Genomic DNA, 21789 nt, shown 5'->3' with positions numbered 1-21789 from the left:
GACTGCAAAAAATATAAGAAAACTAAGCCCTTATAGCAAAGCGTTTGGCATAAAAAAAGGGCCTTGAAAGGCCCTTTGATTTTGATGTGGCCCAGTTAGGCGGAGCGCAGATGCCCGCCCTTGCGGCGATCCTTGTCCTGATACATGGCCTGGTCTGCGGCTTCGATCAGCTCGCCCGGGTCGGTTGCTGCGTTGAAGGGATGGACCCCGATAGAGCAGCGCACCGGAATGCGGGTGCCGCCATAGTGCACACGACCCTGGTTGATGTGATGCTGTAGCGCGCGGATGCGTTCATCGCCACCTTCCGCGTCACAGCGGGTGAGGATCACGGCAAACTCGTCACCTGCAATACGGGCAACCACATCGCTTGGGCGGATATGGCGTTTGAGCGTTTTGGCAACATAGCGGAGGACCGCGTCGCCCGCCATATGGCCGTGCACGTCGTTGATATCCTTGAAACCGTCGAGGTCAAGAAACCCGAGCACGCCGGTTTCATTGTGCCGAGCGGCAGACGCGAGTGTTTGCCCAAGCGCCAGGCGAAGGCCACGCCGGTTGGGGATGCCTGTCAGTTCATCGGTGACAGAAAGCTGCTCCAGATACGCGATGCGCTCTTGCTGCTCAGACATGCGCTGTTCGGCTGCTGCCGCAAAGCTCAACACCTCGGTAATCAGTTGCCAGCCTGTGCTGTCAAACTTCATTTCCGCATTGGCGGCGGTGCGCATCAGCTTGCTGGCAAGCTTGCTCACATAGGGGTTGATCTCAGCCTTGTCTTTCAGCTTGCTCTTTTGCTCAATCATACTCATCTCCAACACGAGGTTGTTGTTTGATGAAGACGTAGCAAATGCCGTGCCATGGCGTGATTATTTCAAGCTATTGAAAATAAATGATTTATTTTGGTTTGGTTGTATCTTTTGGGGCAGTTTTTGCCGCGTCAATCGACCGCCCCTTCATAATTGCCGAGCTGCCGAAGCGGCCCTTGAGCGCATCCATGGCTTTTTCCGCAACGCGTTTTTTTGTGCGGGCAGGCTCGATCAGGTCCGGTTGGTCCGCTTCCGAAAGCGGACGGAAATGGCTGACCCCGATACCAATCAAGCGGTAAGGCGTGCCGTCCGCCAGCGGCTTCAGGAGCTGTTGTCCCACCTCAAAGATATTGGTGGCGAGCTGGGTGGGTGCATCCAGCGTGCGGGAGCGGGTGATGATGCGGTGCATGCTGGTCTTGAGCTTGAGCGTGATGGTAAGCCCTGCCAAACCCTTACGCTTGAGGTCGGTGGAGACATTGTCCGAGAGCCGCCAGAGCTTCTCCTCAAGGCTCTCAAAGGTCACGAGGTCACGGTCCAGCGTGCGTTCGCTTGAAACGCTTTTTACCGCCTGGCTCACATTCACCTTGCGGCTGTCAATGCCGCGCGCGAGCCTATAGAGCCTGAGGCCGGTCTCGCCGTATCGCCGCACCAAGGTGCCTTCTTCCATCTCCTGCAGTTGCGAGATTTCCGAAAGGCCGTCTTTCGCGAGATTTTTGGCGGTTTTGGCACCAATACCGTAGATGCGGGTGATCGGAAGGCCCGCAAGGATGCGCATCTTGTCAGCCTCCCCAATCACCGTGAAACCACGTGGTTTATCCATGTCTGACGCAAGTTTTGCGAGGAATTTATTGGGCGCGAGGCCGATGGAAACGGTGATGCCAACCTCGCGTTCAATCGTGCTCGCGAGCCGCGCGAGCTGCGCCGCTGGCGGCGCGTGATGCAGCCGCTCAGTGCCGGAAAGGTCCATGAACGCCTCGTCGATCGACAGCGGCTCAACAAGCGGTGTGAGGTCAAACATCATCGCGCGCACCTGCTGGCCCACCTCGCGGTAAAGCGCCATGTTGGGCGGACGGATCACCGCATCCGGGCACAGCTTTCTGGCCTTATACATAGGCATGGCAGAGCGCACGCCGCTCATGCGGGCAATATAACAGCAGGTGGAAACCACGCTGCGGCCGCTCGCACCGCCAATGATCAGCGGTTTGGCGGCAAGCGTGGGGTCGTCGCGTTTCTCAATGCTGGCGTAAAAGGCGTCACAGTCCAGATGCGCGATATTGAGGGAAAGCAGCTCTGCATGAGAGATGATGCGCGGTTTGTTGCACTGCGGGCAGGGGCCTTTGGCGCGGTAGATATGAAAGCAGGACCGGCACAGAACGGGTGCGTGCTCTTCATCTCCGCCACGCTCAGGCTGCGCGTTCATGGCTCTAGCCCTCCAGGCGCGTGATGAGATGGCGCTCAAGCGTGGGCCAGTCATCAATGCGTACATGGGCGTCGTCTGCTTTCTCCAGCATGGGCGCGAGGCGTGGGTCGGCGATGAAATGCACACGGTAAACTTCGGGCGCGTGCGCGGCGACAGAGGCATGCTGCGGCGGCAGGTCATCTACAAACACCGTCGGCCCATCGGTGGCACCCGCCAGCATGGCGGCTACAGGGCCTTTTTCACCCCGGTTGGCAATCACCGGCACATCAAGGCCGTGGGCACGCAGGTTTGCCATGCGTGCGTCACGGCAGCGCTCCGGCACATTGGTGAGCACGGCGATGTCATAATGCGCTTTCAAACTTTCAATCGCTTCCCGTGCGCCATCAACAAGCGGCACATCATGGGTGCAGTCATCAAAAAAGCTGGCGAGAAGGTCTTTCACCACGGTGCCTTCCGCACGGGCATCTGTGCTCAGGTCATAGATATTGCCGCCAAGCTGGAAGCTGGTGAGCCTGAGCTCAAAGCCGCGCGTGGGCAGGTAAGCTTCCAGATGCTCAACAAAGCGCAGCAACACCTCATCCGCATCCAGGAGGAGGAGCGGCCGTGCCGGGTTTATCTGTGCGCTAAAGGTTGCCGGGTCCACGGTGCTACCATTCCTGTCCTTCACCACCGCCAAGCGCACGCCATGCCTTCACGATGGTTTCGGGTTTTTCTTCTGCGTAGGTTGAGAATGCCATCAGGTCTGGCTCATGGCCCATCAAAAATTCGAGAAGTGAGGCGAGAAAGTCCTGTTCCCCGATCCGGGCACGGATATCATCCACGCCCGTGCCAGAGAGCGCGATAAACCTGTCCCTCAGGTCATCTTCAGAAAAGATAAAAGCCGCCGCCCGAAGCGCAACAGCCTGTGCATGATCTGTGGTCATAGAAATTCTCTCGCTGATGATTTTGTATTTAGTTAACTTTCCCATGCCATGGTTGGGCTGAGCAAGACATGAAATGGCTTTTTTGTCACAATGATCGCAGCGCCACCGAAAATTCTATTTAAATACCTTGTCGGGCTTGTCTTTTGATTGAAAGCACGCCTATTATTTGGCGCTAAGGGTAGAACAATTGCTCCGGGAATAAGGAGCTAGGGGAACCGTATGGGTAAGAAGATCCTGATCGTCGAAGACAACGAGTTGAATATGAAGTTGTTTTGCGACCTTTTGGAAGCTCATGATTATGAGACGATCCAAACGCGTGATGGCATGGCAGCGCTTGACCTTGCACGCGAACATAATCCGGATCTCATTCTGATGGATATTCAGCTTCCGGAGGTCTCCGGGCTTGAAGTCACCAAATGGCTGAAGGAAGACGAAGACCTGCGCAAAATTCCTGTTGTTGCGGTCACCGCCTTTGCCATGAAAGGCGACGAAGAGAAAATCAGGGAAGGCGGCTGCGAGGCCTATATCGCAAAACCGATTTCTGTTGGTCATTTCCTTGAGACAGTAAAACAGTTCGTAGGATAGCGCGATGACAGCACGAGTGCTGGTGGTCGATGACGTTCCGCCGAACGTCAAACTGCTCGAAGCCAAGCTCACGAGTGAGTATTTCGACGTTTTGACCGCCTTCAGCGGGCCGGAAGCGCTGGATGTTATCAGCCGCGAACACCCTGATATTATCCTCTTGGACGTGATGATGCCTGGCATGGACGGCTTTGAGGTCTGTCGCCGCATCAAGGCAGACAGCGCCACCGCCCACATCCCTGTGGTGATGGTCACGGCGCTTGACCAGCCGTCTGACCGTGTGGCCGGGCTTGAGGCCGGGGCCGATGATTTCCTGACCAAACCGGTGCAAGACCTCGCGCTTTTCGCGCGCGTGCGCTCGCTCGTCCGCCTCAAGGTGATGATGGATGAGCTGAGGAACCGCGAAACCACGGGCGCGACCCTCGGCTGGGAAAGCGACGATGAAGTCGGTTTCGACACCGAAGTGCCGACAGACGGCGCCATTTTGATTGTGGACGAGCAGGAACGGGTGATGGAACGTATCGCCCGCGCGCTTGACGGTGTGGGTGACTTGACCTTCATGAACGGCGGGGAGGATGCCGCCGACCGCGCGCGTGAGAAAAACTTTGATCTTATCATCGTCTCGCTCACCATGCGCAACACCGATGGCCTTCGGGTCTGTTCCAAGCTCAGGTCGTTTGAGGAAACCCGCCATGTGCCTATCCTTGTGATGGTGGATGACGGCAACACCAAACTGCTGGTACGCGCGCTTGAGATGGGCGTAAACGACTATGTGGTGCGCCCGGTGGACCGGATGGAGTTCCTCGCGCGGGTGAAAACCCAACTCAAACGCAAGCGCTATGCAGACAAGCTGTGGGAAAACTTCCACCTTTCCATGCAGCTTGCCACCACAGACGCCGTAACCGGGCTTTATAACAGGCACTATCTCACCAGCCACCTTGAGACCCGCCTGCAGGTGGCGCAAAGCTCCGGCAAGCCGCTTTCCGTGCTGATGATGGATATCGACCACTTCAAGAAGGTGAACGACACCTACGGCCACGCGGTGGGTGATCTGGTTCTGAAAGAATTTGCCAACCGTATCGCCAAAAACATCCGCGGGGTGGATTTGGCCGCGCGGTACGGCGGTGAAGAATTTGTGGTGATGATGCCCGAAACCCCAACCGACTGGGCCTTCATGATCGGGGACCGGTTGCGCCAAGAAGTGGCGGAAAACCCTTTTGATGTAGGCGCGCCGGACGGCCCGATCCAGATATCGGTGTCTATCGGGGTGGCCACAAGCGGCCAGATGCACAACCCGGCTGCGCTTCTTGATGCGGCAGACAAGGCGCTTTATGCCGCCAAGTCCGGTGGCCGCAACCGTGTGATTATCGCGGGGCAGGAGAGCGCCTAGGCGCTCGCCCTATGCCCTGCCGTCTGTGTTCCGAGTATTTCCAGCAATCAATTCATGTGGGGGAACACAATGAGCGACTATGACATGGACGGGCACCCGCGCGGCAACCCGGCGGACGATAAAGACCGCACCATCGCGATCGTTATTTATATCCTGTATCTGCTGGGCTTTGGCGGCGCGCTGACGGCTGTTGTGGGCGTGGCGCTCGCGCACTCCAAAACCACGCACGATCCGCTCTGGCGCAGCCATTTTGACTATCAGATCCGCACCTTCTGGCTCGGCTTTGCCACTTTGGTTGTGGGCGGCATTCTCGCGCTTGTGCTTATCGGCTATATCATCCTTGCGTGGTGGGCGCTCTGGACCGTGATCCGCGTGGTGAAGGGCCTGATGCTCGCCATCAACAGCGAACCGGTCGATGACCCGCAGACCCTGTGGTGGTGAGCTTGGGTTAGCGCGAAGGTAAGAGTTTCAAGCGATGTCGTCGTCCCGTGCCCTGCCGCAGGCAGGTAACGACACGGGACCCAGAAAACAAAAGTGTCTTCGCCTTTGGCGAAGGCTTTACGTCATCTCTGGACTCCGGATCGTTTCCGGCGCGTTTGCGCCGGGTCCGGGGTGACACTCAAGTGGATTTACCATTCCAAAATAAAAAACGCCGCAGCCCGTGAAGGCGCGGCGTTTTTCTGTACTCGTCGGGAACCTAGATTATTTAATCTTGGCTTCCTTGAATTCTACGTGCTTACGAACAACCGGGTCGTACTTGCGCAGGACCATTTTCTCGGTCATCGTGCGCGGATTCTTCTTGGTCACGTAGAAGTAGCCGGTATCCGCGGTGCTAACCAGCTTGATTTTGATGCTGGACGGCTTAGCCATCTTATTCACTCCAAGAAAACAGTGTTGCCGGCTGCCTCATGCAACCGCTCAGTGGGCGCAAAATACTGATCACCCCCCATAAGTCAAGCGCTCTTTGGTGATTCAGATAATATTTTTCTGCCTCTTGGGAAAACTATCAGGAAATGCTAACGCTCGGGTAACCATTTCTGTGCCAAAACATATGTATTCAAGTTATTAAGGGCAGACGATGTCGACACTAGATAACAACCTTGTTGAAGAATTACGCACCGAGGCGATTGATACGGTTGAAGACCGGCTTCATAACCTGAATGAGGCTGTGACCGAGTTTCAGGCGGGCCGTGTGCAGGGTGAACATGCGCTGGCGACCATTCGCCTTGAGGCGCATTCGCTCAAGACCGTGGCGGCAAGCTTTGAGATGAAGGCGCTGAAGGTGATGTGCCACCGCTTTGAAGATTATTTCTTCAATATGTCGGAGCTGACACCCGAATCATGTCGTGATATCCATTTTTATGCGGACCGCATGGCCGAATGCCTTGATGCTTTCATCAACGGGCGGGATATCGATATCTCGCAGATGATGCGCAAGCTCCCGAACAAGGGCGGCTTCAATGTGGGCGACGTAACTGTCACCGACATTGAGGTGATGCTGGTGATGGAGCCGGGCACCGCCACCAAGATTGTGACCCGTGAGCTGCTGGAATGCGGCTACCGCATGATCAATGTGGCGTCTACCATGGATGCCATTCAACTGATTCCCTCCATGCGGCCGGATGCGGTGATTGTCTCCCGCGTGATGCCGGAGCTTTCAGGCATTGACCTTGCGTGCGCCCTTAAGGCCATGCCCACCACGCGGGATATCCCGGTGGCGCTGATTGCCACCAGCCAGAAAGAAAAGTTCAAAGACCTGCCGGAAAGCGTGCCTGTGCTTAGGAAAGGCGCCAATTTCGCCGATGACGTGGCGGATGTTTTTGTTGAGCTGGGTATTCTCTAGCGGCTGCTCACTACGCCGGAAACTCTTCCCGCCTTGCGTTGCTTTCGTGCAACGCAGCGCACCCGCTAATGCCTATAATTAAAGTAAAATTGCATTTAATTTAAAAATGCGCCAAGCTCAGCGGGTTGTGGGGCGGTATTTGATAGAGGGAAGTGTAATGAAACCGCAAATTACTTTGATCGCCGGTTTGGCAATGACGGCTGTATCTTTTGGTGCAGTGTCTGCCGCTGACGAATCTGAAGCGAGCGCATGTTTGGCGCCCATGTCTGCCTATAGCGCAGGCATGCCAACGGTTGAGGGTGCTGAGGGCCTGACACCGGAAAAGCGTATCGTTGAAACGACAATGGCCTTTAAAGAGGTGATGGATGCTGCGGAGCGTTCACACACCTGTTTCCAGGGCGCGATTGACGACGGTGCAACAGGTGATGAGCTCGCTGCTCTTCAGGCTGGTGTGGTTGAAACCAATCGTATTTTCGCAAATGTTCAAAGCCAGTTCAGCGATGCGCTGGATATGATGTCTGGTGACGTGCTTTCCGATGTGGCTCCGGCTGCTGGTGAAGGGGCGGAAGCTGACCTTGAGGCTGAAGCAACAACAGTGGCTGGCATGGAACTTCTGTTCGACAGCTACATGGCGCTTGAGCGTTCGCAGGAAATCAGCAAACGCCTGTCGCGTACAGCTGCAAAATAAGCTGAAAAACTGGGGCGCGGTTGCGCCACAGATGTGAGGCGAAATAAACGCCCCAGTGCCAGAGATGGTGTTGGGGCGTTTTTATTAATGAGAATCAAAGGTTTGGGCTGAAAAATGCCCGTGAAACCACCGCCACACTCGCGCCACAGAAACCGTCACACTTTTGCCTACAGATGTGTGGCATTTTACCCGTCTGTGTTGCTTGTGCCGTCCTCATGGGCGGTGAGGGCAAGCGGCTCTTCCGCCACTTCCTCTTCGATATCCGGCACCGGCTGGTGGGCGTCGTTGGGCTTAAATTTGAGCACAACGGTGGGCAGGATGCTGAGCTCAAGCTCAATATCGGTGAAGTGAAATTTGTTGAATTTCAAGTTCTTACGGGTGCTGCTGGCCCTGAAAAGTGAACTGAGGATGGTGTTCACCAGCTTTTTCTCGCGGGTTTCAAATAGTAGCGCGCGCTCTTCATCGTCGCTGATCAGCTCCCTGAGCCTCAGGTGCGGCACCACTTTGGGGGAAAGGCCAAGGCCAACTTCAATTTCCGTCACGTCATAGCCCGCGCGCTCTATATAAGGCAGGGCCTCATTGAAGCGTTGTGCGGTTTTGCTAAGTGTATCAGAACTAAAGCCTTTTATGCCGTCAACGGTGGCTGAATAGGCATCGCTGGCGCTTGTGCTCCAGCTATGGTCCTTCTTGCGGCCAAGCAGGGCCTGGCGCATGTCTTCCATGATTTCCGGCAGCTTTTTTTTCATGCGTCACCCTGTCTCTCATTCAGTATGAACATAGGAAGGGTGACGCCAGCGCGCAAGCGCTTGCTAGCAAGCTAGCGAATGATTTCAACGGTTTCGCGGTTCTTGATGGTGTAAAGCATCGCCGGGCGGTGTGCGCCAGCCGCGAACTTCTTACCGGTTTCCTTGATCAGGTCCAGCGAGAGAATCCATTTGCGGAAGTTGCGTTTATCAAGCTCTTTGCCCGTTGCCTGCTCGTAGACAATCTGCAACTGCGACAGGGTGAACTCCTCCGCCATGAACTGCAGGCCAATGGTGGAATATTCCATCTTTGCTGCCAAGCGCTTACGGGCCACATCGATGATTTCCGTATGGTCAAACGCGAGCTCAGGCAGGTCAGAGATCGGGAACCACGCCACCTCAGCGGCGTCTGTCCCGGCTTCTGGCGCCAGATGTTCAGACGGTGTGAGCGTATAATAGGCCACGCTGATCACGCGTTCGCGCGGGTCGCGGTCTACCTTGCCGAAGGTGTATAGCTGCTCCAGATACACGTCCTTGAGGCCAGCTTCTTCTTCAAGCTCACGTTTCGCGCAGGCGTCCACGCTTTCGTCCAGCTTTACAAAACCGCCGGGCAGGGCCCACGAACCTTTGTATGGCTCACCGCCGCGTTTAATCAGCAATAGCTGGAGGGCATTTTCCCGAACCGAGAAAATAACAATATCTGTGGTGACCGCCGGGTGCGGATATTGATATGTGTAATTCATATCTATTTCGTGTTTTTCTTACGCTTATTGGGTTTATCAGGCTCTCATCTTCAAGCTTGCGACCCCCGTGCAAGTTTGACTGCGAAACTACTATCAGACTTTCTGGATCATTGTCCAATTTTGTTTGTCTAGTTTTCAAATAATAGGGAAAGTCTGGCCTTTTTTGTTTACCGAGGCGGGTTTTTGTCCCGGATTTATTTAAAATTTTATCAATTTTCCCGTTTTGTCTTGACGAGAAGTGCCGGCGCTTTGAAATAAAGATGCCAGGATGACGGGCCCAAATGTAAATGTCGAAAAGACAAAGCAGCGTCTGTTGGCACTCATTTCAAAAGAAACCCGTTTCCGACCTTGACCCCGGGGCAAATTTGGGTTGGTATCTGCCAGAACGTTTATCCTATAATTAACGTGTATCGTAGATTTGATGAGGGGAAGGGTAATATGCCGCTCGCACAACTAGAAAATATTATGAACCTTTTTCGGGGCAATGAGCTCGACGCTGAAGGCAAGAAACAGTTGGTACGCGAGGCGCTTTTGATGGCGCTGTCACGCGCGACCAACGCAGACACCAACATTTCCGGGATCGAGATTGCCACTGTTCAGGGCATCATCAAGGACCGTACGGGTGACGAAGTGAGCGAGAAAGACATTCGTGTCGCTGCTCTTTCCGACCTATATAAAGAAGCGACGCTTGAGCGTTACCTCTCCAAGGTAAGTTCGAAGATCGGTGCTGAAGACAGCAAGATGATCGTTGGCGCGCTCGCGGAAGTGATCAAGGTTGATGGCAAGATCAGCCCGTTTGAAGTTGAGTTTTTCAACAGCGTTGCATCGTCGCTTGGCATGTCGCACGCTGATTGCGCCGGGCTTGTTGACTAGGCTGGCTTAAAGTTTATCCCTATATGGGGAAAGAAAAAGGCGGGGAATTCCCCGCCTTTTTTATGCTGATATCCGACCTACTCCAGCGGTTCATCCGCCGAATAGATCACATAAATCTTCATGTAACCTTTTGAATCCCAAACACCTTTCCAGTCGCGCCCGATAGTGACAGCGTCGCCTGGGCCGATCTCGGTCACGGTGCCGTCGGCGGAGGTGAGGGTTACGCCGCCCTCAACAAAATACATGAACTCATCCACGCCGTAATGCTCAATGGTCATGCGTACAGGGCCTGAGCGGTACATGCCGCTATCGAATTTCTTGTCGACAGAGAGGAAGTTTTCAATGTCTTGTGTTTGGTAGGAGCCAATCTCGCTCTCATGGTCCTGTATCACTGGCTTGAAATCGGTGAAAAACTGCCCGGCGATCTGATCTTTCGAGATTTTTTTCGGATGGTTGTGGTCATTCTTGTCAGCAAAAGTCGCTGAACTGAGCAGAAAACTGATCACATAAATAAGGCCTAGATACCGCATTTGGCTGGCGCTCCCTGTTTGTATTCGCAGGGCTTCAACTGAAGCCTCGCTCCCCATTGCGCTCATCATATCAAGAAATTTGGATAAATGTGATCACAAAATGAAGAGCATCCTAGTCCGTGGCGGCAATAACATCCTTGGCGATGATGAGTTGTTGGATCTGGCTGGTACCCTCATAGATGCGGAAGAGGCGCGCATCGCGGTAAAGCTGCTCAATACCATAGTCTGCAATATAGCCCGCACCGCCATATATCTGCACCGCCCGGTCAACAACCCGGCCCACCATCTCTGAGGCAAAAAGCTTTGTGCAGGAGGCCTTGCGCTTGGTGTCTTCGCCTGCGTCCCGCGCTTTTGCCGCGTCGCGGATCATGCATTCCGCCGCGTAAATTTCCATCTGACTGTCGGCAATCATGGCTTGAATAAGCTGGAAATCTGATATCGCGCTCCCGAACTGTTTGCGCTCTTTTGCGTAGCGCACGGTGTCGCGCAGGACGCGCTTTGCAAGCCCGGTGCACACGGCGGAGATATGCAGCCTGCCTTTGTCCAGCACCTTCATCGCGGTGCGGAAGCCCATGTTTTCCCGCCCGCCGATGATGTTGGCGGCAGGCACGCGGCAGTCTTCAAAAATTACATCTGCAACCGGGGCACCCTGTTGGCCCATCTTTTTCTCAGGCTTGCCGACACGAAGGCCCGGTGTGCCCGCCTCAACGAGGAAAGCAGATACCCCGCGCGCGTCCTTGCTTTCCATAGCCGTACGGGCCATCACGGTAAAAAGTCCGGCATAGGGCGCGTTGGTGATGAAACGCTTGGTGCCGTTCAGGATATAGTCCTTGCCGTCTCGCTGCGCCGTTGTGCGCAGTGAGCCCGCGTCAGACCCTGCCTCGGGCTCTGTCAGGCAGAAGGAGCCGATAAGCTCGCCCGACGCGAGCTTTGGCAGATATGTCGCCTTCTGTTCCGCTGTTCCGTCCAGCACAATAGCTTGCGAACCAATACCCACGTTGGTGCCGAAGATTGAGCGAAAGGCAGGCGCTGCCTCGCCAATCACCATTGCCACTTCCACCTCTTCCTGCATGTTAAGGCCGAGCCCGCCAAACTCTTCCGGGATGGAGAGGGAGAACAAGCCAAGATCGCGGATTTCCGAGACAATATCGTCAGGGATTTTGTCACCGTCTGCCACTTCCCGTTCTGCCGGGATCAGCCGTTCATGCACAAAACGCTCAAGCGTGGTGCAAAGCTGATGGAGAGTGTCCTGATCAAGCGCCATTATTTGGTCCTTCCCCTAGTCCGCTTTAGGCTTTGGTCTATAGTTAATACGTGTGATTAAAAAGGCAATGTCAGCTTGCAGAGTTATCGCTCGGGAAACCGGTAGCGAGAGGGTTGAAATTGCCGCTGGCATTTTAGAGCGAGCTATTTATTTTAGCGCTTAAATATATCGGCAAAGGGAGTGGGACATGCAGGCAGCCTTTATTTGTGATGGGATCAGGACACCGGTTGGTCGTTACGGTGGCGGGCTGTCTGGCGTGCGAACGGATGACCTTGCGGCGCACCCCATAAAGGCATTGATGGAGCGAAACGCCGGGGTCGATTGGGCTGCAGTGGATGACCTTTTTTATGGCTGCGCGAACCAGGCGGGTGAAGATAACCGCAATGTAGGCCGCATGGCCGCGTTGCTTGCCGGGCTGCCGGTTGATGTGCCTGCTGTTACCGTTAACCGCCTGTGTGGATCGGGGCTCGAGGCGCTTGCGCAAGCGGGCAGGGCTGTCATGGCGGGTGAGGCTGAGTTCACAATTGCGGGCGGGGTTGAAAGCATGTCACGCGCGCCCTTCGTGATGCCCAAGGCCACGGGCGCTTTCTCGCGCCAAGCTGAGATATATGACACCACCATCGGTTGGCGCTTCGTCAATAACGCGCTTAACGCTGCTTATGGTACCGATTCGATGCCAGAGACGGCTGAAAATCTGGCGGCCGATATGAAAATCAGCCGGGATGATCAGGATGCTTTTGCCTTCCGCTCTCAGGCACGGGCGGAAGCCGCGCAAAAGGCTGGGCGTTTTGACCGAGAGATAGCCCCCGTTCGTATACCTCAGCGTAAAGGTGATGATCTGGTCATTGAGCACGATGAGCATCCTCGCCACGGCACAACGATGGAGGCTCTCGCGAAGCTGCGGGCCCCGTTCCGGGACGGGGGCACGGTAACGGCGGGCAACGCTTCCGGCACCAATGATGGCGCGGCCGCGCTGATAGTGGCAAATGAAGCTGCGGCAAAACGGCATAGCTTGACCCCCATGGCGCGCATTGTGGGGGCGGTGTGCGCAGGGGTACCACCACGCACCATGGGCTATGGCCCGGTGCCTGCGACCCAGAAGCTCCTGCAGCGGCTTGGCCTGACGCTTGACCAGATGGACGTGATTGAGCTGAATGAGGCATTTGCCGCACAGTCCCTGGCGTGCCTGAGGGGGCTTGGGCTCGCAGACGATGCCGCCCACGTGAACCCAAACGGCGGCGCAATAGCGCTTGGGCACCCGCTCGGCATGTCTGGCGCGCGTATCGCGCTTTCGCTTGCCCATGAGCTCAAGGCAAGTGGTGGACGGTACGGCCTCGCCACCATGTGCATTGGTGTGGGGCAGGGCATCGCCATGGTGATCGAGCGCGTTTAAGCGGCAAAAATAATGTGATTTCTGGCTTTGGCGTTTTGCCGCCCTACCTTCCCTTTCGAGAAGACCTTGGGCGCATGGGATGCTGGCGCCTTTATAGGACGAGGGGAAATTATGAGCACAGTATCAACGGAAATTCAGGGCGATATTGCTGTCGTCACGGTCAACAACCCACCGGTAAATGCCTTGTCGCACAGCGTGCGTGCGGGCCTTTCGGACGCCATGAAGATACTTTCGGCGAATGATGCGGTGAAAGCCGTGGTGATCGCGTGTGAGGGGCGTACCTTTATCGCTGGGGCCGATATCCGGGAATTTGGCAAACCGATGCAAGAGCCACACCTGCCGGACGTGGTGAACGAGATTGAGGCGATGGAGAAACCCGTTGTTGCGGCCATTCACGGCACAGCGCTTGGGGGTGGTCTTGAGGTTGCGCTTTCCTGCCATTACCGCGTGGCGCTTACCTCGGCCAAGATCGGCCTGCCTGAGGTGAAGCTGGGTATCCTGCCGGGTGCCGGTGGTACACAGCGCCTGCCGCGCATCGCAGGCCCCGCGAATGCGCTTGATGCCATCATCAGCGGTCGTCATGTAAGTGCAAAAGAAGCTAAAAGCTGGGGCGTGCTGGACGAGTTGGTTGAGGATGATCTTTTGGCTGCCGCGATCGCGTGCGCTAAAGAGGCTACCAGTAAGGGGCCCCGGCGCACGGGCGAGATCGAGATTGACGGTAGCGCCTTTGGCGACGAGTTTTTCGCGGGCTTCCGCAAGTCAATTGCGCGGCAAACCCGGGGATATTTTGCGCCTGAGCGCTGCGTGCAGTGTGTGGAAGCAGCGGTGAAGTTGCCGCTTGCGGAAGGCCTGAAGCGTGAGCGTGAGCTGTTTTATGAATGTGCACAAAACCCGCAATCCCGCGCACTTCAGCATATGTTTTTTGCTGAGCGGCAGGTGAGCCGTATCCCGGGCATCGATAAAGACACGCCGCGCCGTGCGATCAAGAAGGTTGGCATCATCGGGGCGGGCACCATGGGCGGCGGCATTGCGATGAACTTTGCCAATGTGGGCATTCCTGTCACCCTCCTTGAGGTGCAGCAGGAAGCGCTGGACCGTGGCCTTGGTGTTGTGCGCAAAAACTATGAACGCTCTGCCGCCAAGGGCAAGCTGACGGCTGAGCAGGTAGAAGGCTTGATGAGCCAGTTTACCGGTACGCTGTCCTACGATGACCTGAGCGATTGCGATCTGATTATTGAAGCCGTGTTCGAGACCATGGAGATCAAGAAAAAGGTCTTCACGGAGCTTGACCGGGTGGCAAAAGATGGGGCCATCCTTGCCTCCAACACCTCTTATCTGGACGTGAACGAGATTGCGGCCTGCACCAAGCGGCCAGAGGATGTGCTCGGGCTTCACTTCTTCTCCCCCGCCAATGTGATGCGGCTTCTGGAGATTGTGCGTGCAGATAAAACCGCGCCTGATGTGCTTGCAACCTGTGTTGACCTTGCCAAGGCCATCCGCAAGGTTGGTGTGGTTGCGGGTGTGTGCCACGGCTTTATCGGTAACCGCATGCTATCGCCTTACGGGCGGGAAGCGTCGCTCGCGGTTATTGAAGGAGCAAAACCTGAGGAGGTGGACGCCGCTCTCTTCAACTTCGGCATGCCAATGGGGCCGATGACCATGTCCGACATGGCAGGTGTTGATATCGGGTATCTGAACCGACAGGGCATGGGCCGAGAAAATTATGAGACCAAGGCTTACGACTGGGTGGACCGTCTTGTTGAACAGGGCCGTAAGGGCCTGAAGGTAGGCAAGGGCATCTATACCTACGCGGAAGGTGACCGCACGCCCCAGCCAGATCCGGCGGTGATGGCTATTGTCGAGGAAGAGAGCGCCAAGCTTGGTATCGAGCGGAAATCCATCCCGGCGGAAGATATTGTTGAGCGCTGCATGATGGCGCTGATCAATGAAGGCGCCAAGATTTTGGGTGAGGGCAAGGCATACCGCGCGAGCGATATCGACGTGGTTTACGTGAACGGGTACGGCTACCCGCCTTACCGTGGTGGGCCGATGCATTATGCGGACAGCATAGGGCTTGAGAAGGTCTACGCGAAGATTTGTGCGTTTGCGGAAACCTTTGGCCCACGCTGGTGGCAGCCCGCGCCGCTTCTTAAAGAGCTGGCGGAAGCCGGGAAAAGTTTTGCAGATTATGACCGTGAAAACGCGGGGTAAGGAATAAAATGAGCAATTATGTAAACGACCTTTTTGGCCTTGAGGGGCAGGTAGCACTTGTGGCGGGAGCCAGCTCGGGCATTGGTGCCGAGTTTGCGCGGGCACTGGCAAGCGCGGGCGCCGATGTTGTGCTTGGCGCACGCCGGGCTGACCGCATTGAAGCGCTCGCAGAAGATATCGCCAAGGCTACTGGGCGTAAAATACTCGCTGTTTCTCTTGATGTGACAGACAGGGCTAGCGTTGAAGCGGCTTTTGAGAAAGCCAAGGCGGAACTGGGTGTGCCTACAATCGTGTGCAACAACGCAGGCATCGCGCGCCCCAACTGGGCGCTGGAGGACAGCGAAGAGGACTGGGATGCCACGATGAATACCAACCTCAAGGGCATGTGGCGCGTGGGGCAGATAGCCGCCAAAGCCATGCTTGAGAACGGCAAGGGCGGCTCCATCATCAACACGGCCTCGATCCTCGGTTTGGGGGTTGGCCCGCAGCAACTGACCTATGCGACAAGTAAGGCGGGTGTGGTGCAAATGACCCGTGCGATGGCGATTGAGTGGCAACGCTGGGGTATTCGCGTGAACGCGATCTGCCCTGGCTATTTCAAGACCGAAATCAACGATGCGTTCCTTGATAGCGATCTTGGACAGCGCATGCTGGCGCAAAGCCCAGCGAAGCGCGCGGGCAAACTGGCGGAGCTTGTGCCTGCCATGCTGATGCTTGCAAGCCCTGCATCAAGCTTCACCACAGGGGTGGCGTTACCGGTTGACGGGGCGCATTCCGTCAGGCTCGCGTAAGCTCGGGACTGAAATGTGAGAAAAAAACGGGGGCGAAGGCCCCCGTTTTCATGTCAGTTAATGTTTTAAGACCTAGAAGTCTGCGCGGAACGCAACACCAATAACCCGTGGCTCATTCACGAAGCCAGTGAGGTTGTTGAAGTCGATCACGCCTTTAACGTTCTTCTCATCCGTCAGGTTGCGGCCAAACACGGCAGCTTCATAACGGCCATCTGCCCAGCGGTACCCCATGCGAAGGCCCAGCTCGAACGTGCCAGTGGTCTGGAACTCTTCTGCTGCATAAAGAAGCAGGTTGGTATCACCCTGATACGCCCAGTCAGCGAACGCGAAGAATTCGCTGTCATCGCCCATTGGTGCGGTGTAGTCAGCAGTGAAGTTGAACGTCCAGTCAGGCGCTTGTGGCAGCGGGTTGCCGTGAACGATAGCACGGCCTTTCGCATCAAGCGGATCTGTTGGTGTACACATGCCGGTTCCGCAAACTGGAACACGAACGCCTTTCGCGAAAATTTCGGTGTGAGCGTAGGACGCGCCTGCCGTCACGGTGAAGTTTTCGGTTACGAGGAATTCGAGGTCAGTTTCAAAACCATAGCCTTCAACGCGGCTGAGGTTCAGGAGGCGTACGTTGTTGTTGCCACCACCAACAGCGGTAACCTGAAGGTCATCCATGTTGTAGTAGAAAGCAGCACCGTTCCAGCGCATACGGCCTTCAACGAGGTCAGCCTTGAAACCAGCTTCATAGGAGATGATGGTTTCTTCTTTTGCCGTGGTTGGTACGCCGAAGAAAGCAACGTCACGGCCCTGAATGGTTGGCGCGCGGAAGCCAGTGGCAACACGAGCATAAACAGACAGGTCGTCGTTGATGATGTGGTTGAGCGCGATGTCCCAGCTCAGGTTGTCACCGTTCAGCTCAACAGTTGGGAGAGCGGAACCGAATGCGCCTGAGTAAGCATCAGCGGTTTTTTCATCGTCAGTGTAGCGCATGCCCACGGTCAGCGTGGTTGCCTCGTTCAGGTCATAGCTTGCCTGACCAAAGATCGCCCAGGTCTGGTTCTGGTGACGGACGGTGGAGTCAGGCACGAAGAACGGACGTGTGCGGATAGTGAAGTCGCTATCGAAGTAGAAGAAACCAAGCTGATAGAACAGCGCGTCGCTTGCCTGGCCAGAAATACGAAGTTCTTCGGTGAACTGGTCAAGATTGTCGATGCAGTCTTCTGTTGTGCTTGGGAACGGAACAACGCCCGGGCCACCCGTGTTGCCGCCGTCGATGTCACCAATGCCGCAGCCTTTGGTGGTTTCATAGGCGCTGACCGACGTGAGCGTCATGTCGTCACCGAAGTCCCACACGAGCTTCGCGGAAGCACCCCAGCTGTCATAGCTTTGAGTGTTGTTGTGTGTATCGTCGTGGTAAACGGTGTCGCGATCAAAATTCCCGTTCAGCTCATGTGAGCCCGCGTCGAAGATGTTGGCGCGGAAGATTTCAGACGTACCGTCAAGCGAGCGGTAGTGGAAGTTCAGGAGCGCATCGAAGGTGTCGGTTGGCTCAATAAGAACCTGAGCGCGCATCGCGGCTTCAACAAAGCCGCCCATCACGTCGTCTTCACCGCTGAAGCCGTTGTCGATCCAGTCATTGCGGCGGGTGTAGAGGCCGGATACACGAGCGGAAACCTTGTCGCTCAGGCCGGTGCCGTATGCCGCTTCAACAGATGCAGTGCCGAGGCTGCCGTAGCTTGCGCTCACATAGCCTTCAGGCTCCTGGCTTGGCTTACGGGTGTCGAACTTCACGATACCAGCGGGGGTGTTGCGGCCAAAGAGCGTGCCTTGTGGACCACGAAGAACCTCAACGCGCTCAATATCGAAGAGCGGGAAGCTTTTCAGGATCACGTTTTCAAGCACAACGTCATCAACCACGATAGATACGGGCTGTGAAGCTGCGAGATCGAAGTCTGTGTTGCCGAGACCGCGAATGTAGAAGCGCGGTGCAACACGACCGTTGGACGATTCTGCGTTCAGGCCGGGTACGCGGCTTGAAAGAAGGCGAATGTCTTCGCCACCGGCAGCAAAGTCTTTAATCTTGTCGCCAGCGAGCGCTGATACGGAGATCGGAACGTCCTGCAGGCTTTGTTCACGCTTCTGGGCCGTCACGACAATCTCTTCCAGCATAAAGTCGCTGTCTGCGCTTTGCGCATATGCACCGGCTGACAGTGCAAGCATAGAGCAGCCAGCAACAAGGCGCGCGCTATTGTTAAACCAAGTTTTTTTCATGGTATGTTTCCTCATTCGAAGTACGCAGCTTCTTATAGTCATATTGATGGGAATCACCCGGGCCGGCAGATCTGAGGGCTGGCGGTCCATGTTTTATTGGGGGCGCCCGGGACTTTAGTTTGCACAGCTACCAAAGTTTTGCGACGCAATTCCGCTCTATTTTGAAACAGATAGGCACGGGGGACACACAAGTGTTGCACTTTGGCAACCGACATTTCCCGCGTATTTTATCTGGCCTTCCGAAAGCGCTGCGTTTCCTCTCATTGTTTTCACGAATGTTTTTAGGTGGATTTCGGGCAAAAAAAGAGATGGTTTTGGAAACCATCACTCACAACTCTCTCGAAACCTGACCCATCTTAAGCAGGGCTATTTATCACCGTACATTAGTGGACTATCGAGTCAAGATAATCGATTGCATGATAAAGTGCTTTGGCACATCTACAGGCTTGATTGTGGCTTTCATGCAGCGCTAGGGTGCAGCCATGAAATTTGAACACACATTGCAAAAAGGGACGCTCATCAAGCGCTATAAGCGTTTTTTGGCGGACGTTGAGTTGCCATCCGGCGAAGTTGTTGTGGCGCACTGTGCCAACTCCGGCTCAATGCTGGGCTGCAAAGCGCCGGGTAGCACGGTATGGCTCTCACCCAACACAAACCCCAAGGCCAAGTTGAACTGGCGCTGGGAGATGCTGGATGTGAATGGGGCGCTTGTGGGCATCAATACAAGCAGGCCAAACGCGATTGTTGAAGAAGCGATCCTGAACGGCGATATTGCTGAGCTTTCAGGCTATCGGTCCCTGCGCCGCGAGGTAAAATATGGCACGGCGAGCCGGATCGACATACTGCTCGAAGACCCGCAAAACACAGATGCAGCTCAGAAGTGTTATGTCGAGGTCAAGAATGTCACCCTGCGGGTAGAGGATGAAGCCCAGTTCCCTGATAGTGTGACGACGCGGGGCGCCAAACACCTGCGGGAGTTGATGGATATGGTGGCCGAAGGGCACCGTGCGGTGATGGTATATCTGGTCCAGCGTGGGGACTGTGAGGTATTCGCGCCCGCCGCACATATTGACAAGGTTTACGCAGAGACGTTAGGGGAAGCGGCAAAAGCTGGCGTGGAACTGCTGTGTTACACTTGTGACTTGAGCGAAGAGGCGATCAATGTTGCCGGAACGCTTCCCATTCGGCTTTGAGCCTCGTACAGTGCGAGTAATGATACTGCCGAGATGGCGGATAAGGATTGAACGATGAACTATGTTGACGCGGTAGATGTTCCGGAAGCCCGCACAGGTGCAATAAAAATTCATGGGCCGGAGGCCTTTGATGGCATGCGGGCTGCGGGTAGGCTGGCTGCTGAAGTACTGGATTATATCACGCCGCATGTGAAAGCCGGGATAACGACCGAGGAGTTGGACCGACTGTGCCACGAATTTATCGTTGACCATGGGGCCGTGCCTGCGCCGCTGAACTACCGAGGCTTCCCAAAATCAATCTGTACCTCCATCAACCATGTTATCTGCCACGGCATTCCGGGGCCTAAGAAACTTAAGGATGGTGACGCCCTTAATATCGATGTGACGGTTATTCTTGATGGCTGGTACGGCGATACAAGCCGCATGTTTTTTGTGGGTAAGCAGAAACTGCTGGCGGAACGGCTCTGTCAGGTCACTTTTGAGGCTATGTGGAAGGGTATTGAAGCGGTAAAGCCGGGCGCACGCCTTGGTGATATCGGCCATGCCATTCAGCAACATGTGGAAGCGCACCGCTATTCAGTTGTGCGGGACTTTTGTGGCCACGGTATCGGGCGTGTGTTCCATGATGAGCCAAGCGTGATGCATTTTGGCCGCCCAGGTACCGGGCCAGAGCTACGCCCTGGCATGTTTTTTACCATTGAACCGATGGTGAACGCGGGCAAGCCGGGGTCAAAAATCCTGGCGGACGGCTGGACAGCTGTCACGCGGGACAAGACCCTTTCGATGCAGTTTGAGCACACTTTGGCAGTAACGGAAGACGGCTATGAGGTCTTCACCAAGTCGCCAAAGGGTTGGTTCTGCCCGCCCTATGACACCGCTGGATAAGCCGGAGGCTGGATGGGGGATCAAGCCAAGGTACAAAGTCATGTGAACGGGCACAGGGCACGCCTTCGGGAACGATTCCTGAAAGGCGGCGCAGATGCGCTCGCAGACTACGAACTGCTGGAACTGATCCTGTTTCTCGCGATCCCGCGGCGGGACGTGAAACCGCTCGCGAAAGACCTGATCGAACGCTACGGCAGTTACGCAGGCGTGCTTAGCGCTGACGTTGAAAGCTTACGCGCGGCCCCCGGGCTTGGGGACACGGCGGTGGCGGCTATCAAATCCGTACAGGCGTCTGCACTCAGGCTCGCGCGTGCGGGCGCCAGCACCCGGCCCGTGATGTCCAACTGGTCGGCCGTGACGGATTATCTGCAAGGTGCCATGGCCCATATCCCGCGGGAACAGTTCAGGGTGCTATTTCTTGACCGGAAGAACGCCCTTCTGAAAGACGAGGTGTTAAGCGACGGCACTATTGATGAAGCGGCCGTCTATCCGCGAGAAGTTGTAAGGCGTGCGCTTGAACTTGATGCCACGGCACTTATACTTGTACACAACCACCCGTCTGGTGACCCGACACCCAGCAGGGCAGACGTGGTGATGACAAAAAATATCATTGATACCTGCGAACGGATCGGCATTCGTGTGCATGACCATATAATCGTAGGGAAAACAGGCCAATCCAGCTTTAAAGAGCTTGGCTTAATGTAGATTTAAAAACTCCGCGATACTGTAACGCGGGTATGGGACGGAACATACGGGGCAGGGCACCAGGCCTCGCCGTCTAACGATTGAGAGATACATGTATTGGGAACAAGTAAATTCAACCCGTGAAGCCCTTGAGGACCTGCCTATTTCTGCGAAGGTTGTGCTGATGTCTGCGGACGGCAAAGCCCTTGTGATGCGCAAAGATAGCGGCCTTTTTGACCTGCCGGGCGGCAAGGTGGAATCAGGCGAAGACCTTTTTGAGGCGCTTAAGCGCGAGGTGAAGGAAGAAACCGGCCTTAAGGTCAAGAAGGTTGAATTTATCTCCAGCTGGGTAAAGCACCACCCGACGCTTGGTGACCGGTTGATGCTGGTTTTCAGTGGCCGCCTGAAAAAAAAGGCGAGCGACATAAATATTTCACTATCCAGCGAGCATAACTGGGCAGAATTTAAGGGTGCAAAGGGCACCTTTAAGTTTAAGGATATTCCACCTGGTTATGCCAATGCGTTGCATATCTGTTTCGCCCGCTTTGGCAAGCTATAGCGAATGAAGGTC

General features: G+C 55.5%; 23 protein-coding genes. 13 read left to right on the top strand and 10 right to left on the bottom strand.

Going from position 1 to position 21789, the window contains the following annotated elements:
* Window positions 1–95: 95 nt before the first annotated feature.
* From ACN0XZ_RS09535 to ACN0XZ_RS09520, 4 genes are all read right to left on the bottom strand, one after another.
* Complete coding sequence (locus ACN0XZ_RS09535) at window positions 96–797, bottom strand: GGDEF domain-containing protein (protein WP_417457504.1); 702 nt, start codon at window positions 795–797, stop codon at window positions 96–98.
* A gap of 91 nt (window positions 798–888) precedes the next feature.
* Window positions 889–2220 (bottom strand): DNA polymerase IV, encoded by a 1332-nt coding sequence (locus ACN0XZ_RS09530; RefSeq protein ID WP_417457503.1) that lies wholly within the window; start codon window positions 2218–2220, stop codon window positions 889–891.
* 4 nt (window positions 2221–2224) lie between these two features.
* Window positions 2225–2863 (bottom strand): hypothetical protein, encoded by a 639-nt coding sequence (locus ACN0XZ_RS09525; RefSeq protein WP_417457502.1) that lies wholly within the window; start codon window positions 2861–2863, stop codon window positions 2225–2227.
* 4 nt (window positions 2864–2867) lie between these two features.
* Window positions 2868–3143: a DUF3572 domain-containing protein gene (locus ACN0XZ_RS09520; RefSeq protein WP_417457501.1), complete on the bottom strand. Its 276-nt coding sequence runs from the start codon at window positions 3141–3143 to the stop codon at window positions 2868–2870.
* Between the two features lie 219 nt (window positions 3144–3362).
* Between ACN0XZ_RS09520 and ACN0XZ_RS09515 the strand changes: the two genes are divergently transcribed.
* From ACN0XZ_RS09515 to ACN0XZ_RS09505, 3 genes are all read left to right on the top strand, one after another.
* Window positions 3363–3728 (top strand): response regulator, encoded by a 366-nt coding sequence (locus ACN0XZ_RS09515; protein ID WP_020401241.1) that lies wholly within the window; start codon window positions 3363–3365, stop codon window positions 3726–3728.
* 4 nt (window positions 3729–3732) lie between these two features.
* Window positions 3733–5115: a PleD family two-component system response regulator gene (locus tag ACN0XZ_RS09510; protein ID WP_417457500.1), complete on the top strand. Its 1383-nt coding sequence runs from the start codon at window positions 3733–3735 to the stop codon at window positions 5113–5115.
* Between the two features lie 69 nt (window positions 5116–5184).
* Entirely contained in the window at window positions 5185–5556 is a 372-nt protein-coding gene (locus ACN0XZ_RS09505; protein ID WP_417457499.1) for a DUF4870 family protein, read from the top strand.
* A gap of 261 nt (window positions 5557–5817) precedes the next feature.
* Here the strand turns inward: ACN0XZ_RS09505 and rpmG are convergent, their stop codons facing one another.
* A complete protein-coding gene (gene rpmG, locus ACN0XZ_RS09500; protein ID WP_020401238.1) occupies window positions 5818–5985 on the bottom strand; it encodes a 50S ribosomal protein L33 in 168 nt (55 codons plus the stop codon).
* A 208-nt stretch (window positions 5986–6193) separates the two neighbouring features.
* Here rpmG and ACN0XZ_RS09495 point away from each other — a divergent pair, with 208 nt between their 5' ends.
* Together ACN0XZ_RS09495 and ACN0XZ_RS09490 are read left to right on the top strand one after the other, a co-directional pair.
* Window positions 6194–6958, top strand: a complete 765-nt coding sequence (locus ACN0XZ_RS09495; protein WP_417457498.1) for an Hpt domain-containing protein — start codon at window positions 6194–6196, stop codon at window positions 6956–6958.
* Window positions 6959–7115: 157 nt separating this feature from the next.
* Window positions 7116–7646, top strand: a complete 531-nt coding sequence (locus ACN0XZ_RS09490; RefSeq protein WP_417457497.1) for a hypothetical protein — start codon at window positions 7116–7118, stop codon at window positions 7644–7646.
* Window positions 7647–7831: 185 nt separating this feature from the next.
* On the opposite strand, the gene ACN0XZ_RS09485 is transcribed toward ACN0XZ_RS09490, so the two are convergent.
* Window positions 7832–8392 carry a hypothetical protein gene (locus ACN0XZ_RS09485; protein WP_417457496.1) on the bottom strand — a complete coding sequence of 187 codons (561 nt, stop codon included), beginning with the start codon at window positions 8390–8392 and terminating at the stop codon, window positions 7832–7834.
* A 71-nt stretch (window positions 8393–8463) separates the two neighbouring features.
* The gene (locus ACN0XZ_RS09480) at window positions 8464–9132 is read right to left on the bottom strand and encodes an NUDIX hydrolase (RefSeq protein WP_417457495.1); all 669 of its coding nucleotides are present in this window, start codon (window positions 9130–9132) and stop codon (window positions 8464–8466) included.
* A gap of 465 nt (window positions 9133–9597) precedes the next feature.
* Between ACN0XZ_RS09480 and ACN0XZ_RS09475 the strand changes: the two genes are divergently transcribed.
* Window positions 9598–10005, top strand: coding sequence for a TerB family tellurite resistance protein (locus ACN0XZ_RS09475; RefSeq protein ID WP_417457494.1), 408 nt, complete (start codon window positions 9598–9600; stop codon window positions 10003–10005).
* 77 nt (window positions 10006–10082) lie between these two features.
* On the opposite strand, the gene ACN0XZ_RS09470 is transcribed toward ACN0XZ_RS09475, so the two are convergent.
* Complete coding sequence (locus ACN0XZ_RS09470; RefSeq protein ID WP_417457493.1) at window positions 10083–10535, bottom strand: cupin domain-containing protein; 453 nt, start codon at window positions 10533–10535, stop codon at window positions 10083–10085.
* A 112-nt stretch (window positions 10536–10647) separates the two neighbouring features.
* Window positions 10648–11799: an acyl-CoA dehydrogenase family protein gene (locus tag ACN0XZ_RS09465; protein WP_417457492.1), complete on the bottom strand. Its 1152-nt coding sequence runs from the start codon at window positions 11797–11799 to the stop codon at window positions 10648–10650.
* A 187-nt stretch (window positions 11800–11986) separates the two neighbouring features.
* Here ACN0XZ_RS09465 and pcaF point away from each other — a divergent pair, with 187 nt between their 5' ends.
* The 3 genes from pcaF to ACN0XZ_RS09450 all read left to right on the top strand — a co-directional run bounded on the left by pcaF (window position 11987) and on the right by ACN0XZ_RS09450 (window position 16194).
* A complete protein-coding gene (gene pcaF / locus ACN0XZ_RS09460; RefSeq protein ID WP_417457491.1) occupies window positions 11987–13192 on the top strand; it encodes a 3-oxoadipyl-CoA thiolase in 1206 nt (401 codons plus the stop codon).
* A 111-nt stretch (window positions 13193–13303) separates the two neighbouring features.
* Entirely contained in the window at window positions 13304–15403 is a 2100-nt protein-coding gene (locus tag ACN0XZ_RS09455; RefSeq protein WP_417457490.1) for a 3-hydroxyacyl-CoA dehydrogenase NAD-binding domain-containing protein, read from the top strand.
* 8 nt (window positions 15404–15411) lie between these two features.
* The gene (locus ACN0XZ_RS09450; RefSeq protein ID WP_417457489.1) at window positions 15412–16194 is read left to right on the top strand and encodes an SDR family NAD(P)-dependent oxidoreductase; all 783 of its coding nucleotides are present in this window, start codon (window positions 15412–15414) and stop codon (window positions 16192–16194) included.
* A 72-nt stretch (window positions 16195–16266) separates the two neighbouring features.
* Here the strand turns inward: ACN0XZ_RS09450 and ACN0XZ_RS09445 are convergent, their stop codons facing one another.
* Entirely contained in the window at window positions 16267–18456 is a 2190-nt protein-coding gene (locus ACN0XZ_RS09445) for a TonB-dependent receptor (protein WP_417457488.1), read from the bottom strand.
* Between the two features lie 482 nt (window positions 18457–18938).
* Between ACN0XZ_RS09445 and sfsA the strand changes: the two genes are divergently transcribed.
* The 4 genes from sfsA to ACN0XZ_RS09425 all read left to right on the top strand — a co-directional run bounded on the left by sfsA (window position 18939) and on the right by ACN0XZ_RS09425 (window position 21777).
* Window positions 18939–19649, top strand: coding sequence for a DNA/RNA nuclease SfsA (gene sfsA, locus ACN0XZ_RS09440; protein WP_417457487.1), 711 nt, complete (start codon window positions 18939–18941; stop codon window positions 19647–19649).
* Window positions 19650–19703: 54 nt separating this feature from the next.
* Window positions 19704–20534 (top strand): type I methionyl aminopeptidase, encoded by an 831-nt coding sequence (gene map / locus ACN0XZ_RS09435; RefSeq protein WP_417457486.1) that lies wholly within the window; start codon window positions 19704–19706, stop codon window positions 20532–20534.
* A 12-nt stretch (window positions 20535–20546) separates the two neighbouring features.
* Window positions 20547–21239, top strand: a complete 693-nt coding sequence (radC, locus tag ACN0XZ_RS09430; RefSeq protein WP_417457485.1) for a RadC family protein — start codon at window positions 20547–20549, stop codon at window positions 21237–21239.
* Window positions 21240–21330: 91 nt separating this feature from the next.
* Window positions 21331–21777: an NUDIX domain-containing protein gene (locus tag ACN0XZ_RS09425; protein ID WP_417457484.1), complete on the top strand. Its 447-nt coding sequence runs from the start codon at window positions 21331–21333 to the stop codon at window positions 21775–21777.
* Window positions 21778–21789: the final 12 nt, after the last annotated feature.

The organism is Kordiimonas sp. (assembly GCF_048264555.1).
In the GTDB taxonomy this organism is placed as follows: Bacteria; Pseudomonadota; Alphaproteobacteria; order Sphingomonadales; family Kordiimonadaceae; genus Kordiimonas.
The sequence above is the reverse complement of the archived record's forward strand: the minus strand, read 5'-3'. Positions and strand labels throughout refer to the sequence as shown.

Bases quoted from the DNA above. Each gene is read 5' to 3' on its own strand.
- ACN0XZ_RS09535 (WP_417457504.1), bottom strand. From the start codon at position 797: ATGATTGAGCAAAAGAGCAAGCTGAAAGACAAGGCTGAGATCAACCCC.
- ACN0XZ_RS09530 (WP_417457503.1), bottom strand. From the start codon at position 2,220: ATGAACGCGCAGCCTGAGCGTGGCGGAGATGAAGAGCACGCACCCGTT.
- ACN0XZ_RS09520 (WP_417457501.1), bottom strand. From the start codon at position 3,143: ATGACCACAGATCATGCACAGGCTGTTGCGCTTCGGGCGGCGGCTTTT.
- ACN0XZ_RS09515 (WP_020401241.1), top strand. From the start codon at position 3,363: ATGGGTAAGAAGATCCTGATCGTCGAAGACAACGAGTTGAATATGAAG.
- ACN0XZ_RS09510 (WP_417457500.1), top strand. From the start codon at position 3,733: ATGACAGCACGAGTGCTGGTGGTCGATGACGTTCCGCCGAACGTCAAA.
- ACN0XZ_RS09505 (WP_417457499.1), top strand. From the start codon at position 5,185: ATGAGCGACTATGACATGGACGGGCACCCGCGCGGCAACCCGGCGGAC.
- rpmG (WP_020401238.1), bottom strand. From the start codon at position 5,985: ATGGCTAAGCCGTCCAGCATCAAAATCAAGCTGGTTAGCACCGCGGAT.
- ACN0XZ_RS09495 (WP_417457498.1), top strand. From the start codon at position 6,194: ATGTCGACACTAGATAACAACCTTGTTGAAGAATTACGCACCGAGGCG.
- ACN0XZ_RS09490 (WP_417457497.1), top strand. From the start codon at position 7,116: ATGAAACCGCAAATTACTTTGATCGCCGGTTTGGCAATGACGGCTGTA.
- ACN0XZ_RS09485 (WP_417457496.1), bottom strand. From the start codon at position 8,392: ATGAAAAAAAAGCTGCCGGAAATCATGGAAGACATGCGCCAGGCCCTG.
- ACN0XZ_RS09480 (WP_417457495.1), bottom strand. From the start codon at position 9,132: ATGAATTACACATATCAATATCCGCACCCGGCGGTCACCACAGATATT.
- ACN0XZ_RS09475 (WP_417457494.1), top strand. From the start codon at position 9,598: ATGAACCTTTTTCGGGGCAATGAGCTCGACGCTGAAGGCAAGAAACAG.
- ACN0XZ_RS09470 (WP_417457493.1), bottom strand. From the start codon at position 10,535: ATGCGGTATCTAGGCCTTATTTATGTGATCAGTTTTCTGCTCAGTTCA.
- ACN0XZ_RS09465 (WP_417457492.1), bottom strand. From the start codon at position 11,799: ATGGCGCTTGATCAGGACACTCTCCATCAGCTTTGCACCACGCTTGAG.
- pcaF (WP_417457491.1), top strand. From the start codon at position 11,987: ATGCAGGCAGCCTTTATTTGTGATGGGATCAGGACACCGGTTGGTCGT.
- ACN0XZ_RS09455 (WP_417457490.1), top strand. From the start codon at position 13,304: ATGAGCACAGTATCAACGGAAATTCAGGGCGATATTGCTGTCGTCACG.
- ACN0XZ_RS09450 (WP_417457489.1), top strand. From the start codon at position 15,412: ATGAGCAATTATGTAAACGACCTTTTTGGCCTTGAGGGGCAGGTAGCA.
- ACN0XZ_RS09445 (WP_417457488.1), bottom strand. From the start codon at position 18,456: ATGAAAAAAACTTGGTTTAACAATAGCGCGCGCCTTGTTGCTGGCTGC.
- sfsA (WP_417457487.1), top strand. From the start codon at position 18,939: ATGAAATTTGAACACACATTGCAAAAAGGGACGCTCATCAAGCGCTAT.
- map (WP_417457486.1), top strand. From the start codon at position 19,704: ATGAACTATGTTGACGCGGTAGATGTTCCGGAAGCCCGCACAGGTGCA.
- radC (WP_417457485.1), top strand. From the start codon at position 20,547: ATGGGGGATCAAGCCAAGGTACAAAGTCATGTGAACGGGCACAGGGCA.
- ACN0XZ_RS09425 (WP_417457484.1), top strand. From the start codon at position 21,331: ATGTATTGGGAACAAGTAAATTCAACCCGTGAAGCCCTTGAGGACCTG.